12 protein-coding genes are annotated in these 17627 nt (G+C 39.2%); 11 read left to right on the top strand and 1 reads right to left on the bottom strand.

Annotated features, from left to right (window positions below):
- Window positions 1–435: 435 nt before the first annotated feature.
- A complete protein-coding gene (gene pruA / locus ASE74_RS18020) occupies window positions 436–2070 on the top strand; it encodes an L-glutamate gamma-semialdehyde dehydrogenase (protein WP_055912087.1) in 1635 nt (544 codons plus the stop codon).
- Window positions 2071–2499: 429 nt separating this feature from the next.
- Window positions 2500–4008, top strand: a complete 1509-nt coding sequence (locus ASE74_RS18015; protein ID WP_055912085.1) for an arylsulfatase — start codon at window positions 2500–2502, stop codon at window positions 4006–4008.
- Window positions 4009–4261: 253 nt separating this feature from the next.
- Here the strand turns inward: ASE74_RS18015 and ASE74_RS18010 are convergent, their stop codons facing one another.
- Window positions 4262–5140 (bottom strand): AraC family transcriptional regulator, encoded by an 879-nt coding sequence (locus ASE74_RS18010; RefSeq protein WP_055912083.1) that lies wholly within the window; start codon window positions 5138–5140, stop codon window positions 4262–4264.
- Window positions 5141–5307: 167 nt separating this feature from the next.
- On the opposite strand from ASE74_RS18010, the gene ASE74_RS18005 reads away from it, so the two are divergent.
- The 9 genes from ASE74_RS18005 to ASE74_RS17965 all read left to right on the top strand — a co-directional run bounded on the left by ASE74_RS18005 (window position 5308) and on the right by ASE74_RS17965 (window position 17541).
- The gene (locus ASE74_RS18005; RefSeq protein ID WP_055912081.1) at window positions 5308–6072 is read left to right on the top strand and encodes an SDR family NAD(P)-dependent oxidoreductase; all 765 of its coding nucleotides are present in this window, start codon (window positions 5308–5310) and stop codon (window positions 6070–6072) included.
- Between the two features lie 9 nt (window positions 6073–6081).
- A complete protein-coding gene (locus ASE74_RS18000) occupies window positions 6082–7299 on the top strand; it encodes an enolase C-terminal domain-like protein (protein WP_055912079.1) in 1218 nt (405 codons plus the stop codon).
- 21 nt (window positions 7300–7320) lie between these two features.
- Window positions 7321–10389, top strand: coding sequence for a TonB-dependent receptor (locus ASE74_RS17995; RefSeq protein ID WP_055912077.1), 3069 nt, complete (start codon window positions 7321–7323; stop codon window positions 10387–10389).
- Window positions 10390–10437: 48 nt separating this feature from the next.
- Window positions 10438–11958, top strand: coding sequence for a RagB/SusD family nutrient uptake outer membrane protein (locus tag ASE74_RS17990; RefSeq protein WP_055912075.1), 1521 nt, complete (start codon window positions 10438–10440; stop codon window positions 11956–11958).
- A 10-nt stretch (window positions 11959–11968) separates the two neighbouring features.
- A complete protein-coding gene (locus ASE74_RS17985; RefSeq protein ID WP_055912073.1) occupies window positions 11969–13621 on the top strand; it encodes a sodium:solute symporter in 1653 nt (550 codons plus the stop codon).
- A gap of 7 nt (window positions 13622–13628) precedes the next feature.
- Window positions 13629–14930 (top strand): alpha-L-fucosidase, encoded by a 1302-nt coding sequence (locus ASE74_RS17980; RefSeq protein ID WP_162235822.1) that lies wholly within the window; start codon window positions 13629–13631, stop codon window positions 14928–14930.
- A gap of 14 nt (window positions 14931–14944) precedes the next feature.
- Window positions 14945–15379: an L-rhamnose mutarotase gene (locus ASE74_RS17975; RefSeq protein ID WP_082458845.1), complete on the top strand. Its 435-nt coding sequence runs from the start codon at window positions 14945–14947 to the stop codon at window positions 15377–15379.
- 184 nt (window positions 15380–15563) lie between these two features.
- Window positions 15564–17213, top strand: a complete 1650-nt coding sequence (locus ASE74_RS17970; protein ID WP_055912067.1) for a glycoside hydrolase family protein — start codon at window positions 15564–15566, stop codon at window positions 17211–17213.
- A 67-nt stretch (window positions 17214–17280) separates the two neighbouring features.
- Window positions 17281–17541, top strand: a complete 261-nt coding sequence (locus tag ASE74_RS17965) for a hypothetical protein (protein WP_055912065.1) — start codon at window positions 17281–17283, stop codon at window positions 17539–17541.
- Window positions 17542–17627: the final 86 nt, after the last annotated feature.

Raw genomic sequence — 17627 nt, 5'->3', positions numbered from 1 at the left:
ATCAAGCATTGAACTTCAAATCTCCTGTAGATTTATTACAGGAAATTTGAGGACAAAATTATACTTTTGAATGGTCTGAAAAACAGGGGAGCTTACACTAACAACTGACACCACTAAAAGAGTTGACAACTTTACTCGCAGGGTGGCAAGAAAAGTTGTCAACTCTTTCTACAAAAGTAAAACCCACTAAAGCCTCCTAAATCCGCGGTATTTTCTGCGTAAAACAAAGGAAGAGCTAAATGAGTGTCAGTTACTAACAACTGACACCACTATAAATAAAATCCAACCACCCATATTTTAACCACAATAAAATCAAAATTAACCGCTATCTAATCTAACGAATACAATCAAACGTTTGCCCTGTTTTCTTTACAGAATAATGGAATGGCCTAGCTCAAAAAGCATTATCTTTGTACAAATCATAAAAAATAAAATATGCTTAAAGGATTTTTTAACGTACCCACTCCGGTAAACGAACCTATATTAAATTATGGCCCAGGCAGTAAAGAGCGTGCACTTTTAAAAGAAGCACTTGCCGAAGCCCGCTCATACCAACAAGATATTCCGATGTACATTGGTGGCAAACAAGTTCATACCACCAAAAAAGGTAAAGTTGTTGCACCACACGATCACCAACATATTTTAGCTCAATTCAGCATTGGTGATAAAACCCATATTACACAAGCCATTGATGCTGCTTTGGCTGCAAAACAGGATTGGGAAAACCTAACCTGGGAACATCGCGCTGCCATATTTTTAAAGGCTGCCGATCTTATTGCCGGTAAATACCGCTATAAATTAAATGCTGCAACAATGTTAGGTCAAAGCAAAAATGCTTATCAGGCCGAAATTGATGCCGCTTGCGAGCTGATTGATTTCTTACGTTTTAATGTAAGTTACATGGTAGATATTTACAAACAACAACCTCCTGTTTCTCCTCGCGGAAGCTGGAACCGTGTTGAGCAACGCCCATTGGAAGGTTTTGTTTTTGCACTTACACCTTTCAACTTTACCGCAATTGCAGCAAATTTACCTGCATCTGCAGCCATGATGGGAAATGTTGTGGTTTGGAAACCTGCTGATACGCAAGTTTACGCAGCAAACTTATTAATGGAAATTTTCCGCGAAGCAGGATTACCTGATGGCGTAATTAACCTGGTTTATGCAGACGGACCAGAAACTGGAGAAGTGATTTTTAACCATGCTGATTTTGCCGGTATCCACTTTACAGGTTCTACTAAAGTATTTCAGGAAATCTGGAAAACAATCGGAACAAACATCCATAAATACAGATCATACCCACGTATTGTAGGCGAAACCGGAGGTAAAGATTTTATTCTCGTACATCCGTCAGCACAAACAAAAGTGGCCAGTACGGCAATTCTGCGTGGTGCTTTTGAATACCAGGGACAAAAATGTTCTGCAGCTAGTCGCGTATACATTGCAGAAAGTCTTTGGCCAGAAATTAAAGAACAGATGTTGGCTGATTTAGCTACATTTAAAATGGGTGGAACAGAAGATTTCAGCAACTTTATTAATGCCGTAATCGATGAACGTTCTTTCGATAAATTGGCTAAATACATCGATCAGGCTAAAAAAGATAGCGGTGTAGAAATTATTGCTGGTGGAAACTACGATAAAACTAAAGGTTATTTCATTGAACCAACAATACTAGTTGTAGATGATCCAAAATACACCACCATGAGCGAAGAATTATTTGGCCCCGTTTTAACTGTTTATGTTTATGCAGATCAGGATTTCGACCAGATTTTAGAAGTAATTGATACCACTTCTCCTTATGCTTTAACCGGAGCCTTGATTGCGCAGGATAGATATGCAATAGATAAAGCAAGTCATGCTTTACGCAACTCCGCAGGTAACTTTTACATCAACGATAAATGTACTGGTGCCGTTGTAGGTCAGCAGCCATTTGGTGGTGCAAGAGGTTCGGGTACAAATGATAAAGCCGGCTCGATGATCAATTTATTGCGTTGGGTTTCTCCACGTACCATTAAAGAGGTTTTCGAATCGCCAACGGATTACCGTTACCCGTTTTTAGCAGAAGATTAATACTGAAATATATTAGGCCAGACATATTTGTTTGGCCTTTTTTATGCCCATAGTTTTTAGACAAGTGATTGCATCGCTTAACTGATAAACCAGATTAAAAACATAAACTCATAATCCTCGTTTGTAACGAGGATTATAGAGAAAAGCGATTGTATCGCTTAACTGACAAACCATATTAAAAACATAAGCACATAGTCCTCGTTTGTAAGGAGGGTTATAAAGAATAGTGATTGTATCGCTTAACTGAGAAACCATATTAAAAACATAAACTCATAGTCCTCGTTTGTAACGAGGATTATAGAGAAAAGCGATTGTATCGCTTAACTGACAAACCATATTAAAAATATAAACACATAGTCCTCGTTTGTAACGAGGATTATTGAGAAAAGCGATTGCATCGCTTAACTGACAAACCACCTTTTTCTAACCATGAGCCACAGATTTTTACTTTCCTTATTTGTTTTTTTAGCAAGTTTCAACTTTTATGCATCCGCACAAAAGAAACCCAATGTCATAATCATTTATGCAGATGATTTGGGTTATGGCGACCTCAGCTGCTATGGAGCAACTAAAATAAAAACACCAAACATTGATGCACTTGCAAAGCAAGGATTAAGATTTACCAATGGGCATGCCACCGCCTCAACCTGTACCCCATCACGTTATTCGTTAATGACTGGCAGATACGCCTGGCGTAAAAAAGGCACCGGTGTTTTACCTGGTGACGCTGCATTGATTGTTCCGACAGATAACAGCTCACTCGCAGCAATTTTTCAACAGGCAGGTTATAAAACCGGCCTGGTTGGTAAGTGGCATTTGGGTTTGGGTACTGCCGTAGAAAAAGATTGGAACAAGGAAGTAAAACCAGGTCCGAAAGAAGTAGGTTTTGATTATTCTTTTATCTTTCCGGCCACCGCAGATCGCGTACCAACTGTTTTTATGGAAAACCAATTGGTAGTGGGATTAGAAGCTAACGACCCGATTACCGTTGATTACAAAAATCCCATAGGCACAGATCCTACTGGCCAAGATCATCCCGAATTGTTAAAAATGCAGGCAGAAGTAAACCATGGTCATAACCAAACCATTGTAAATGGCATTGGCCGTATTGGTTACATGCATGGTGGCAAATTGGCACGTTGGACAGATGAGGAACTCCCTTTTACCTTTTTAACTAAGGCTAAAAATTTTATTGAAGACCATAAACAACAGCCCTTTTTCCTGTACTATGCCTTAACTGAACCACATGTACCACGCTTGCCCGCAACCATGTTTAAAGGCAAAAGTGAGCTGGGTTACAGAGGCGACGTAATCCTGCAACTGGATTGGGCCGTTGGCGAAATAACAAAACAGCTGAAATACCTTGGTATTGACAAAAACACAATGATTATCTTTAGCAGTGATAACGGCCCTGTAATTATGGATGGATATGAAGATCAGGGTGCCGAAAAATTAAATGGCCATACGCCCGCAGGCAATTTACGTGGCGGCAAATACAGTATTTTAGAAGGTGGCACAAGAGAACCTTTTATTATTTCGTGGCCGGCAATGGTTAAACCAGGTGTTTCTAATGCTTTGGTATCGCAGATCGATTTCCTGGCATCCTTTGCAAGCTATTTTAAGCTGGAAAGTAAAAATGCTATCGATAGTAAAAATGTATGGAACGCCCTGATTGGGCAAGATCACGAAGGCCGTGATTTTTTCATCGAGCAAAGCAACCAACTGGCCATTGTTAAAGATAACTGGAAATACATCCGACCATCAAAGGGAGAAGCATATTACAAGCTAACCCATACCGATACCGGCAATTTACCAACAGCTCAGTTATACAACTTAACAAATGATGTAGGTGAGAAAAATAACCTTGCTTTACAATACCCTGAAAAAATTAAGGAGCTTGAGGCTTTATTAAGTGCTGAAGAAACAAGAACGAGGTAGCGCATGTTGACGGGTGGGAATTAAAAAAGACTTTCTGGGAAGCAAGCGATTGTTGTAAGTTGCTTCCTTCAACTCCGCCACCATTGACAGGCTTTAGTAAATCGATCGTCTTTGCGCGGCACGAAGAAAAAGCCTTTTCGCAATTTCGATACCCATAGGATATTCACTTCTTTAAAATCATGTCACTCATATTGATTTTTATAAAATAAATATCCCTCAGGATGATAAACCGCAGTGTAAAGCGCTCAAAACACTAATCTACCAGCAACATCTTTTTATATTCTTTAGGCGTAACACCTTTAGCCAGTTTAAAAAATTTATTAAAGTTTGATAAACTGTTAAAACCACAGGCATAAGCAAGTTCACTAATCTGCTTATCGGTTTGCGCCATTAACTTACAGGCATGGCCTATTCTTACTTCGTTAACAAAGGTTACAAAAGTTTTTTGCGTGCGGTTTTTAAAATACCTGCAAAAGGCCTGTTTGTTCATATTTGTCATTTCGGCCGCCGCATGGAGTAAAATTTCCTGATTAAAATTATCAAAAACATATTTTAAGATTTTATCCATCCTATCATTATCTTTTAATTGATAGTTGTTTGTATAGCCCGGGCTTGCCAACAATTCATAATTCCTGGTAAAACAAAGTAGGTTCAAAATTTCGAGCACAACAATTAAGCGACATATTTCTTCAGTCTGCAAGGCTACTTTTAACATCAGTTCTTTTAATTTCTTTTTAACGTCATTACCAAACTTTATCCCTCTTTTTGCCATTAGGAAGAAGTTTTTAAGTCTTTGTATCGTATCAGGTTCTTTAAAAAAGTCAAGAATTTTATCGGGATGTATAAATACAGAAACTGACCGTGCGTGAGTAGCTGCATCTGCATTGTTAAAATACTGATTGGTGTTGTGCCATACATGGGGCAAATTGGAACCTACAAAAATAAGTTCGTCAGAATTAAAATCTTCAATACTATCACCAATCATCCTCCGCCCTTCACTTTCAATGGTGTATGTAAGCTGACACTCTTCGTGGAAATGAAATTCAGTAGAAAAATAAGGCGCATCAACCACCTTTAAACCATACACATCGTTTAGTTTACCATCCAGTATTTTGGCGAAAATGGGCTTCATATATTTGGTTTGAGAATGGCAATTTATAAAAAACTGATATATTATCACAATCCAGCTTAACAATATCGACCAGGGCTAATATAGCGTCAGTATCAGCAAACCTCCTTCCAGTCATTTCAAATTTTCATCGATACATTAGCTTAATCATAACCAAATATTAAAGCATTATGCTCGAAAATAAAATTATCGCATTAACCGGCGGTAGCGATGGTATTGGCTGGGAATGCGCAAAAGCCTATGTAAAAGCAGGAGCTACTGTTTGCATATTAGATAAAAACCAACCAGCTAAGAACAAACTCGAAGAACTTGATGGCACAAAAGCATTATTTATAAACTGTAATGTTGCGCATGAAGCTGAAGTGGAAACGGCAATAAATATCATCATCGAAAAGTATGGCCGTATAGATGCCATTCACAATAATGCCGGAATAGCCCATCCTTCAAAATCTTTAGATGAAACCAGTAATGCAGAATGGGATTTACTGATGAACATCAATTTGAAAAGCATTTTGTACACCACCCGTTATGGTATTGCACACTTAAAAAAATCGCAGGGCTGTATATTAAACACAAGCTCGATGGTGGGCAGTATTGGGCAAGATAACCATGCCGTATACGTGGCAACCAAAGGAGCCATTAATGCCCTTACCAAAGCAATGGCACTTGATTATGCACCATTTAAGATCAGGGTAAACGCCGTATCGCCCGCAGCAATTAATACCCCAACATTACAAGCCTGGAGCCAGGAACAACCTAATGCAGGCGAAATAGAAAAGTACCTGAATAATTTACAGCCTTTGGGCAATATGCCGGCTGGCGACGTAATTGCCGATGCCTGTACTTTTCTTTTAAGCAACGCTGCCCGCTTCATTACCGGAACAATTTTACCCGTTAGCGGTGGTGCAGAATTAGGATACAGAACTACAATATAACCCCTAAAAATGATTGATAAAATACAGATCCAGGATAAAAGGTTTGCACTAACAACCGGAGCAGGAAGCGATGCGATACATAAAGATCCCCAATATTCTTACGCAGTAACACAATTAACCGAAAATAATATAACCGGAACAGGATTGGCATTTACACTCGGGGCAGGTAATGATCTGGTTTGCAATGCCGCAAAATTTTATGCCGATACCTTAAAAGGCATTGGTATTGAAGAGCTGATGGGGAATTTTGGGCAAACCTTTAAAACCTTATCAAACGAACAACAGTTTAGGTGGCTCGGGCCTCATAAAGGCGTGGTACATTTAGGTTTGGCCTCTGTTACCAATGCCTGCTATGATTTATGGGCAAAAAAAAGAGGGGTGCCACTATGGAAATTATTAATCGACCTAAGCCCTGAAGAAATTGTAAACACCCTCGATCTGTCCTACCTGGAAGATGTACTTACAAGAGAAGAAGCAATTGAAATGCTGCAAAATGAGGTAGATAGCAAGCCATCAAGAGCAGGTATATTAAATGCTGGTTACCCAGGTTACGATACTTCGGTAGGCTGGTTTAATTATGATGATAACCAGGTACGCGAAAACTGCAAAAAAGCGATAGCTAACGGCTTTACCGCCATGAAACTTAAAGTAGGTTCAGCAGATCCAAAAAGAGATATCCGCAGGGCAAATATTGTACGCGAGGTTGCAGGCGATAACTCAAAAGTAATGCTCGATGCCAACCAGCAATGGACTTTACCGCAAGCCATATCAATATGCAATGAACTAAAAAACATGAATCCTTACTGGGTAGAAGAACCCACCCATCCGGATGATGTTTTAGCACACCAAATTTTAGCAAAGGCCATTGCACCGGTTAAACTTGCCCTTGGCGAGCACGTGCCAAACCGTATTATTTTTAAAAATTACTTACAAACGGGTTGTGCCAGTTTTGCCCAGGTAGATGCCGTAAGGGTTGGTGGGGTAAGTGAATTTATTACCATTAGCTTAATGTGCAAAAAATTTGGCGTTCCTGTTGTACCGCATGTAGGCGATATGGGGCAGCTGCACCAACACCTTGTATTGTTTAACCATATAGCAATGGGCCATGAGGCCTTATTTTTAGAACATATCCCACATTTAAAACAATATTTTGTAAACCCGATTAAGATTGAAAAAGGAGTTTACATTACCCCCCAAGAAGCAGGGAGCAGCTGTGACTTAAAATAAGCTAACCAAATTTAAACTATTATGAAAAAGGTATTGAGAAAAACGTGCTTACGTTATTTTTTAACAGTACTGGCACTTTGTTTATGCTTTTATTATGCTGGAGCACAAACTTTGATTAAAGGTAAAGTGGTAGATGCTTCCAATCAGCCACTGCCTGGTGTAACCATCACCAATACGAGCTCGAAAGATAAGAGCAAAACCATTTCTAACAGCAATGGCGAATTTAGCATCGCTGGAGAAAAAGGCAATAAACTTGAAATTACCATGGTGGGTTATACCAACCAACAGATTATTGTTCAAAACCAGGAAAAATTAAGTATTACCCTTAGCGAAAGCGACAATAAGCTTGATGAAGTGGTTGTAGTGGGTTATGGCACACAAAAGAAAATCAACCTATCGGGTTCTGTTTCAACGGTAACAGGCAAAACACTTACTGAGCGGCCTGTAACCAATGTTCAAAACTTATTACAGGGGCGGGTAAGCGGACTCGATGTTGTACAATCCACAGGTGAACCTGGCAGAGATGGTGCCAGCTTTAGGCTGCGTGGTTTTGGCTCTACTGGTGCTTCACCAAATCCTTTGGTATTAATAGATGGTGTAATTGGTACGATGAGTAATTTATCACCACAGGACATTGAAAGTGTAACCGTACTTAAAGATGCATCATCGGCATCAATATACGGTGCAAGGGCTGCAAATGGTGTAATATTGGTTAGTACTAAAAAAGGTAAGGCAGGCACCAATGTAATAGAATACAATGGCAGCTATGGCCTTAGTTATGCCACTAAATATCCTGACCTGATTACCAACTCGGTAACCTACATGGAAATGTACAATCAGGCAAAAGCAAGAAGCGGTCAGCCTGCACAATATACACAGGCACAGATTGATGCTTATAAAAATAACCCAAACAGCGAGCAATACCCGAATTTTGACTGGCTAGATTATGTTTTGGATAAAGGACCTATCCAAAACCACAATTTAGGTTTTTCGGGTGGCACCGATAAAAGCACTTATAATTTATCATTAAACTACCTCGATCAGGATGCGATAACAAAGGGTTATAAATACAACCGCTATAATGCTTTATTAGATTATACCAACCGGGTACACAAAAGAGTAAAAGTTGGTACCAACATAAATTTTTCATATGAAGATTTTAAAGCACCTTGGCTAACTAATGCAGATTTATTACTATTGGCCTACGCCTCTGCCCCTACGTTTAAGCCTTTTTTACCCGATGGGAGTGGAAGAATTACAGATAAAGATTTTACCACAAGTAGCGGTACTAACAGAACGGTTGAAGAAGTATATGCTACAGGTGGTCAGTTTACGAAAAACTATAATGTTAATGCACAAGCTTATGTAGATGTTGATATTATTAATGGTTTAAAATGGACCACAAAAGGTGCTATAACTTTTTTTAATCAAGATTACAGGCAGCGTCAGTTTGGCACACCATCATTTGCTTACCAACCAAATACCAGCGGTGTGTACGAATTAGTTGGAAATGGCAACCCTACTTTTGTTGGTTTACAACAAAGCTCTGCCAGAAACATTACCAAAACACTTTATAGTACGTTTAATTACAACACCACATTTGCCAATGCACATAATTTAAGCGCATTAGCCGGCTACGAACAACAAGATAACCGCAGCACCAGCATTGGAGGCAACCGCTACGATTTTCCGAACAATACCATTATGGAATTGAATGGAAGTTCTCCCATTAATCAAAGTTTGAGTGGCAATTCGTTCGAATGGGGTTTACAATCCTTATTTGGCAGGGTTAATTACGATTATAAAGGGAAATACCTTTTAGAAGGAAATATCAGGTACGATGGTACCTCCAGAGTAGATCCAAGATACCGCTGGGGCACATTTGGTGGAGGATCGGCTGCCTGGAAAATATCTGAAGAAAGTTTTATAAAAGATAACATTTCATGGATAGACAATTTAAAATTGAGGGCATCTTATGGTGTATTGGGTAATCAGGAAATAGTTACTGAAGGAAACCCTAACTATTACCCTTACCAAGACATACTTTCACTAACAAGCTATCCATTTTCAACTTTAAATTCTGGAGTACAACTTCTTGGTATAAACACAAAAGATTTACGCTGGGAAAAAACAGCTATTGCCGATTTCGGTTTGGATTTCGACCTGTTTAAAGGTCTGTTCGGTGCAACCCTAAGCTGGTATAACAAAAACACCACCGATATATTGGCCCGCCGTGCAGATGTGCCTGCAAGCATGGGCGTAACCGCACCCGTTGTAAATGCTGGTGCCATGACAAATAAGGGGATTGAAATAGAATTAAGACACCAAAACAGAATCGGTGAGTTTACCTACGGTGCAAATTTTATATTTCACAGCTATAGAAATAAGGTAACCAAAGTATTGGCCGAAACACTCGGTACTTTTGAGGTGGGGCAACCATACAATAATTTCTTTGTTTACGATTGGATCGGTGTCTTCCAAAGCCAGGCAGAAATAGATGCTTCTCCAAAACAACCCAATTCTGGCGTATTAAAACCAGGCGATCTAAAAATAAGAGATGTGAGCGGTAATGGCACAGTTGGTCCTGAAGATCGGATCCGCATCAGCAGATTTCCCGATTACACCTATTCATTCAATTTAAATGCTGGTTATAAAGGCTTTAATTTAAGTGCATTTTTCCAGGGCGTACAAGGTCAAAAAGTTCAGGTAGATGGCTGGGGATACGAACCCTTCAGGCAGGGCTCTCCTCCTCCATCTAAATTTTTAAATGCATGGTCGCCAACCAACCCCAGTAATACCATCCCGGCAGTATACCTTACAGGTTATCAGGGGGTATCAGGTTACACATCAACGTATTTTATTCAGGATGCCTCTTATTTACGTTTAAAAAACCTCTATCTTTCTTATACCTTTCCGGAAGCAATCTCTAAAAAAATAGCTTCACAGGGCATTACCGTGTATGTATCGGGAGATAATTTAATTACCTGGACAAAATACGAAGGCAATGATCCGGAAAGAGCTGGTTCTGGTTCTTTCGCTCAGTTCCCTCAGCTCAGGATATATACAGCAGGTTTAAAGGTTAAATTTTAACCTGATAAAAAATAAGGGTAAAATATTTTGTACTTAAAAATATATAAGATGAAAACGAAACAAACCACCATATCTTTAATTATTCTGATCATAATTGGATTGTTTACCGCTTGCCAAAAAGATTTTCTGGATAAAAACCCTACATCAGCCATCTCTGCTGAGGTTTTTTGGAAAAGTGATGCAGATGTACAACTGGCACTGACAGGAGTATACAAGCGCTTGCAGAACGGCTTTTTAGGTCACCGCAAATTATGGCTCGATACCTATTCAGATAATGCACTGGACAGGCATTCTTTTTACGGCTTTGGTAACTTAACGCAAGGAATTGTAAACTCAAGTAACGTACCTTCGGCATTTTACGACATTCCATACCAGGGAATAGCAGGCTGCAATTACTTTTTAGATAATGTAGATAAGGCACCAACTGCCGAAGCCAGCAAAACAATTTACAAAGCTGAAGTACGCTTTTTAAGAGCCATGTTTTATTTTGAGCTCGAACAGGCATTTGGTGGAGTAATTTTATACAAAAGCGTGCCTGCATCAGTTGAAGCGGCAAAAATTAAACAAAGCACAAAAGAAGAGGTTTTAAAGTTTGTACACGATGAACTGGATTTTGCTATCGCTAATCTACCTGATGTAGTATATAACGGCCATGCTGTAAAAGGAAGCGCTCAGGCCCTGCAGGCCAAAGTTTACCTTGCCGAACAAAACTGGCCAAAAGCAGTAGAATTTGCAAACGCCGTAATTACCGGAGGCAAATATCAGATTTACCAGGGAGGCTACTCCAACCTTTTCCTTACCGCTACACAGCAAAGCAATCCCGAAATTATATTCTCTACTAAATATCTTTCGCCTAACAACCCACAGGGCAATGAAGGTGTATTGGTAGAAGTGGCTTGGTATGGCTCAATAGCTCCTTACCAAAACCTGGTTGATGAATATGAAATGGCCAACGGAAAAATGATTGCTGAAACTGGCTCAGGTTACAATGCTGCAAACCCCTACGCCAACAGGGATCCCCGTTTAAAATTTACCATAAAAGTACCTACAGAGAAATACATTAATCCAGATGGATCGGAGTTTAAAGAAACAGACCCCCTTTTAACCACTTATGTACAAAAGAAGTATATCGATTTATCAAAACTACCATTCGACAGGACTAAAATTCCGGTTACCGATCAAAACATTATCCATCTCCGTTATGCCGATGTACTATTGATGTTTGCTGAAGCCAAAAATGAAGTAAGCGGCCCGGATTTAACCATTTATGATGCTTTGGATGTCATCAGAACAAGAAAAAGTGTAGAAATGCCCCGCGTAGATCAAACCGTTTACAACACCAAGGATAAACTAAGAGATTTTATCCTTCATGAAAGAAGAATTGAGCTTGCGCTTGAAGGACAACGTTATTATGATCTTAAAAGAAGAAACCTTATGGATACCAAATTGACGCCGCTTAAAAATCCGGCAGGAGTACCTTTAAAGTTCGGAGAGAAAAATAATGTGCTGCCATTTCCTCAAGGTGAGCTGGATAAAAATAAACAGCTACAGCAAAACCCACTTTATTAATCAACCAAATATGATTAGTACAATAGATATTGTAATTACCATCTCCTATATATTGTTTATTGTAACCATAGGACTGTGGACAGGCACGCGCAAAAAAAAGAATCAGGAAACCACAAGTGGCGAATATTTTTTGGCAGGTAAAAGCCTTAAATGGCCAATGATTGGGCTTGCCCTCTTTGCTACCAACATCTCCTGTCTGCATTTGGTAAGCCTTGCCCAAAGTGGGTTCGATTCGGGCCTGTTAAATGGCAATTTCGAATGGATGGCTGCTTTTACACTCATCCTTCTGGCTTTGCTGTTTATCCCTTTTTATATCCGCTCGGGCATTTCTACCCTACCCGATTTTTTAGAACGCCGTTATAACCGCGCCTGCAGAGATTGGCTCGCCTTTATTTCCATCTTATCAGCCATTATTATTCACATTGCCTTTTCCTTTTTAGCAGGCGGTATAGTACTCGAAACCTTATTTGGCATCCCGATGTACACCAGCATTGTCGTAATTGCAGCTTTAACAGGTTTATACACCATTATTGGTGGTTTAAAAGCCGTTGTAGTTACCGAAACCATACAAAGTTTGGTATTAATAACCGGTGCAATTATTATTACTGTATTTGCATGGAACAAAGTAGGTGGCTGGCACGAAATGACTGCGGTTTTACAACGCGAAAACACAATGGATAAACTCAGCATGATACGCCCTGTTGGTGATAAAAGCGGCATGAGCTGGGTTGCCGTATTTTTGGGCTATCCGGTATTGGGTATCTGGTACTGGTGTGCGGATCAAACTATAGTACAAAGGGTATTGGGTGCAAAAGATGAAAACCATGCCCGTGTAGGCGCACTATTTTGCGGTTTCATTAAAATTTTACCTGTTTTCATTTTTGTGCTACCAGGTTTATTTGCTTATGCACTATACAAATCAGGTACAATGGATTTATCAAGCTTACAAACTACCGGTACAAACGGCGAAGCTGTTTTAAACACCAAAGGCATTTACACCTTAATGATTACTCAGCTTTTACCAAAAGGATTGGTTGGGATACTGGTAGCGGCACTTCTATCGGGATTAATGAGTCAGATAGCAGGAGCACTAAACTCTATTGCCACCCTAAGCAGCTACGATTTATACAAACGTTTTAAACCAGCAACTACCGATCAGCAACTGGTAACCGTTGGGCGTTGGAGTGCAGGCATAGCCCTGGTATTATCTATCGCATTATTGCCATTGCTAAACAGTTACCAAAGTTTGTTTGAGGGTATAAATGATGTAATTGCACATATTGCCCCACCCATTACCTGTGTATTTCTTTTAGGGGTTTTCTGGAAAAAAGCATCTGCAAAAGCAGCCCAGTACACCTTGCTTATTGGCTCTATCCTTGGCGTTGCTGTATTTATTGTAAATAAGGTTTATGGTACCGGAACCTTCATCGGCGGGATTCCATTTATGATGATGGCCTTTTATCTTTTCTGTGCATGTGTAACCATACAGGTAATTTTTTCTTATTGCTATCCCGTTAAACACACCGCACAAAGCGAAGTATTGTATTGGAAATCGATCTTGGAACCCTTACAAAGTAAAGGGTGGACGGGTATAGGCAATTACAAATTTTTATCGGTGGCACTGCTGGCCATTATGGGTATTTTATATGTGTATTTTAAATAAGATTGATATGAAAAAAAATCTTTTAATACTGCTTGCATTAACAGCATTTCTCAGTGTTGGTGCACAAACAAAAAATATAAATTCATCACCCATAAACAATTTTATGGATAAACGCTTCGGCATGTTCATCCATTGGGGGCCGGTAAGTTTACGTGGCACCGAAATTGGCTGGAGCCGTGGCGATCAGGTTGGGATAGAAGATTACGACAACTTGTACAAAGAATTTAACCCCGTATTGTTTAATGCAGATGCGATTGTGAAAACTGCAAAAGATGCCGGCATGAAATACCTCACCATTACCGCACGTCACCACGATGGCTTTTGTTTATGGCCAAGTGCTTTTACGGATTATGATATTGCCAATACCCCTTACAAAAAAGATATTGTAGGCGCATTGAACGAGGCTTGCAAGAAACAGGGAATCAAATTTTGCATCTATTATTCCGTATTGGATTGGCACCATCCCGATTACCCTATTCACTCGGCAAAAAACCAAACCATTGATCCCAAATCGGATATGGACCGTTATAGAACGTACATGAAAAATCAGTTAAAAGAACTGATAACCAAATATGACCCTTATATGCTTTGGTTTGATGGACAATGGGAAAAACCCTGGACAGATGAAATGGGAAAGGATCTGTATGCTTACCTCAAAACATTAAAACCTGATATTATTATTAATAACCGTTTGGGAAAAGAATTTGCAGCGATGGAAAATAAAAATATTGATGTTGCTAAAATGGTAGGCGATTACGATACACCAGAGCAAGTGGTAGGCAAACTTAATATGACAACACCTTGGGAAAGCTGCTTTACCATTTGTGAGCAATGGGCCTGGAAACCCAACGATAAAATGAAGACTTTAAAACAATGCCTGGAAATTATTTCGAAAACAGCAGGCGGAAACAGTAATCTGTTACTAAATGTGGGGCCAATGCCTGATGGCCGCATTGAAGCCAGGCAAACTGAACGCCTGAAAGAAATTTGCAATTGGTTAAAAATTAATGGAGAGGCCATTTACGGTACATTGGGTGGCCCTTACCAACCCAACAATGATTATGCAACAACCAGAAAAGGCAACAAAATTTACCTGCATATATTCAATACCAATTTAGCTAAGCTGAGCTTAAAACAAATTCCAAACCGACAGGTAAAAAAAGCATACTTATTGAATAATCAAGCGGTCGACTTTAAAATAAATGAAAATATTGCTGTTCAGCTTCCAGCCAATCAAACCGCGCTACCCGATTATATTGTTGTACTCGAATTGGATGGCAACCCAGAAGATATTCCTGTAATTAACTAAAGCTATATGATTATATGAAAAATCTGAAAACAATCTATCTATGGCTTTTGGCTCCAATGTTAGTCCTGTTTGCCTGTAATTCATCAGTAAAAACAGATTCGTCAGCAACCCCGGTACGCTACGGGAGCATAACAGGATTGAAACCGGATAAAGTTGCCGATTACAAGAAACTCCATGCGGCAGCATGGCCAACGGTACTTAAAAAAATAAGTGAGTGCAACATCCGCAATTATTCTATTTATTTAAAAGATATAGATGGAAAACCCTACCTGTTCAGCTACTTTGAATATACCGGGAAAAATTTCAATGCAGACATGAAGAAAATGGCGGCCGATACAACTACCCAACGCTGGTGGAAAGAAACTGCACCAATGCAAATCCCACTACCTGATGCTGCCGCCAAAGGAGAAACATGGAGCAATATGGAAGAAGTATTCCACCACAATTAATCTGATTTATTAATGTTTATTATTGGGCTATGGTAAAAGTGGCATTTAATATCTGGTAAATTTTTATTTATATTACAAAACACAATGTACAATGTATAATTAGGCTCCAGTTAGTAAATAAGCACTAATCAATTGGCTCAAATTAGTTATTGCTATTGCCTAACCAATCAAAACAACACAATTAATGAAGAAATTATTAAACCTATTCTTGATCATAACAATTGCCTATCAACTTAATGCACAGATAACTGAGCGTGCTCGCCCGGAAAGCTGGAAACAACTGGTTAAAGGAGGAGCTTTTAAAGATCGGTTTCTGCCCATGCCAGATGGAAAATTGAGTAGCGATACCTGGGGTGATAAAAATGTTGTACCAAGGTATGTAGATAATGGCATTGAAGATCGTAAGCGATCTTACTGGTGTGGTGATATTATTAAAGTACAGGATAATTTATACCATTTGTATGTAAATGGATGGAAAGAAAGTGCTCCCAAAGGGCATTTTGAATGGCCAAAATCAATAATTTACCATGCAACATGTAAAAACTCTTTCGGCCCTTTTGTTATCAAAGATACCATTGGTTATGGCCACAATGTAGATGTTTTTAAAGCTAAAGATGGTAAACTGGTACTATACTCCATAGATAAAAATTACACCGCAAATAACGAAGATGGCCCCTGGACCGAAGGAAAATTTGATTTTGACCGAAGAGACCGGCGGATTATTGAAGGGCTTTCCAACCTCACCTTTGCGCAAAGAGCAGATGGTTCTTACCTTATGGTATGTAGAGGTGGCGGAAGTTGGGTAAGCAAATCGGGGTTATCAACCTATTATCAAATATCGAATAAAACCGCCTATCCTAACATAAAAGGAGAATTTGAGGATCCTGTTATTTGGCGCGACCATATTCAGTATAACTTAATTGTAAACGATTGGCTTGGCCGAATTGCCTATTACCTGCGATCAAAAGATGGTGTAAATTGGGTTACAGATGCTGGTGAAGCTTACGTTCCGGGCATATCTTTTCATAAAAACGGATTGATAGAAAACTGGTTTAAATATGAAAGAATACGTGTTTTTCAAGATCAATATGGTAGAGCAACTCAAGCAAATTTCGCTGTAATTGATGCACAAAAAGAAGAAGATTTTGCGAATGACAACCACAGTTCCAAAAATATTGTAATTCCGCTAAATCCAGGTGTACTGCTTACCACACTCACAAAAAATTTTCCTAATGATAAAACCAAAAATATTAAGATAAAAGTTAAAGCCGAAAAAGATTTTAATCCCCAAACCGATATCGACCTTAAATCGTTGCGTTTTGGTGCATCTGATGCTGTAAATTTTGGTAAAGGAGCTAAAATAATTGGTACAGAAAAATCAGGTAAAGATCTTATTCTGATTTTTAGCACAACCGGTTTAGCTTTAACCAAAGATGAATTTGCACCAAAATTACTCGGCAAGTACCGATCTGGAAAAACACTTTTCGGCTACACTCGCGTACCCTGGGTAAAGTACGAAGAAGCCATTTTAAGTGCAAGAAAACCAGTTTTCAAAAATAATTCAAATCTACAAACAACAGAAATAACCATAGAAAATTTCGGTTTAAATACATCGGTACCGAGCAAGATTGAACTTTATGCCACAATTGCCAATAAGCAGCAATTAATTACAAAAGGTGAAATTCCCCACATTGAAAAATACGCAGCATTTACCAAAACACTGCCAACAAGCTTTGCCTTCGAAAAAGGTCAAAATTATGATTTCACACTATATATCATCAGTGATGATAACAGATCGACCTTTAATTTCAGAGCCATGCCTAAAATCAATTAAAACCCAAAAACAAGCTAAAACTAATCTGCTATTATCCTGTTCTATACTAGCAATTTAATTTAAGATTATGGAAAGCACAAAAGACAACAACGAAAATCTGGGTGATAAAAATGCAGATAACAGTGCCGATAAAAGCAATATGCCCGATCAGCAGGTGCCACGCCACCGCAGCAATGATAACGAAACGCAAAATACGGTAGAAACCGAATCAGGCAATTTAGGCAGAGATTTCGGAAAAGGCGATTTCGGTTCGGAAGAAGCACGAACAGATGCCGAAAAAGGCAACAAAGGCCATGCAGGGAATATGCCGGATAGCACAATCGAGTAAGAAGCAGGGAATTAGTTTCCCTGCTGTCTCCTCACACCACCGTACGTACCGTTCGGTATACGGCGGTTTGTTAGAATAACTTCGTT

It is taken from the genome of Pedobacter sp. Leaf216 (genome assembly GCF_001421515.1).
GTDB lineage: Bacteria > Bacteroidota > Bacteroidia > Sphingobacteriales > Sphingobacteriaceae > Pedobacter.
The sequence above is the reverse complement of the archived record's forward strand: the minus strand, read 5'-3'. Positions and strand labels throughout refer to the sequence as shown.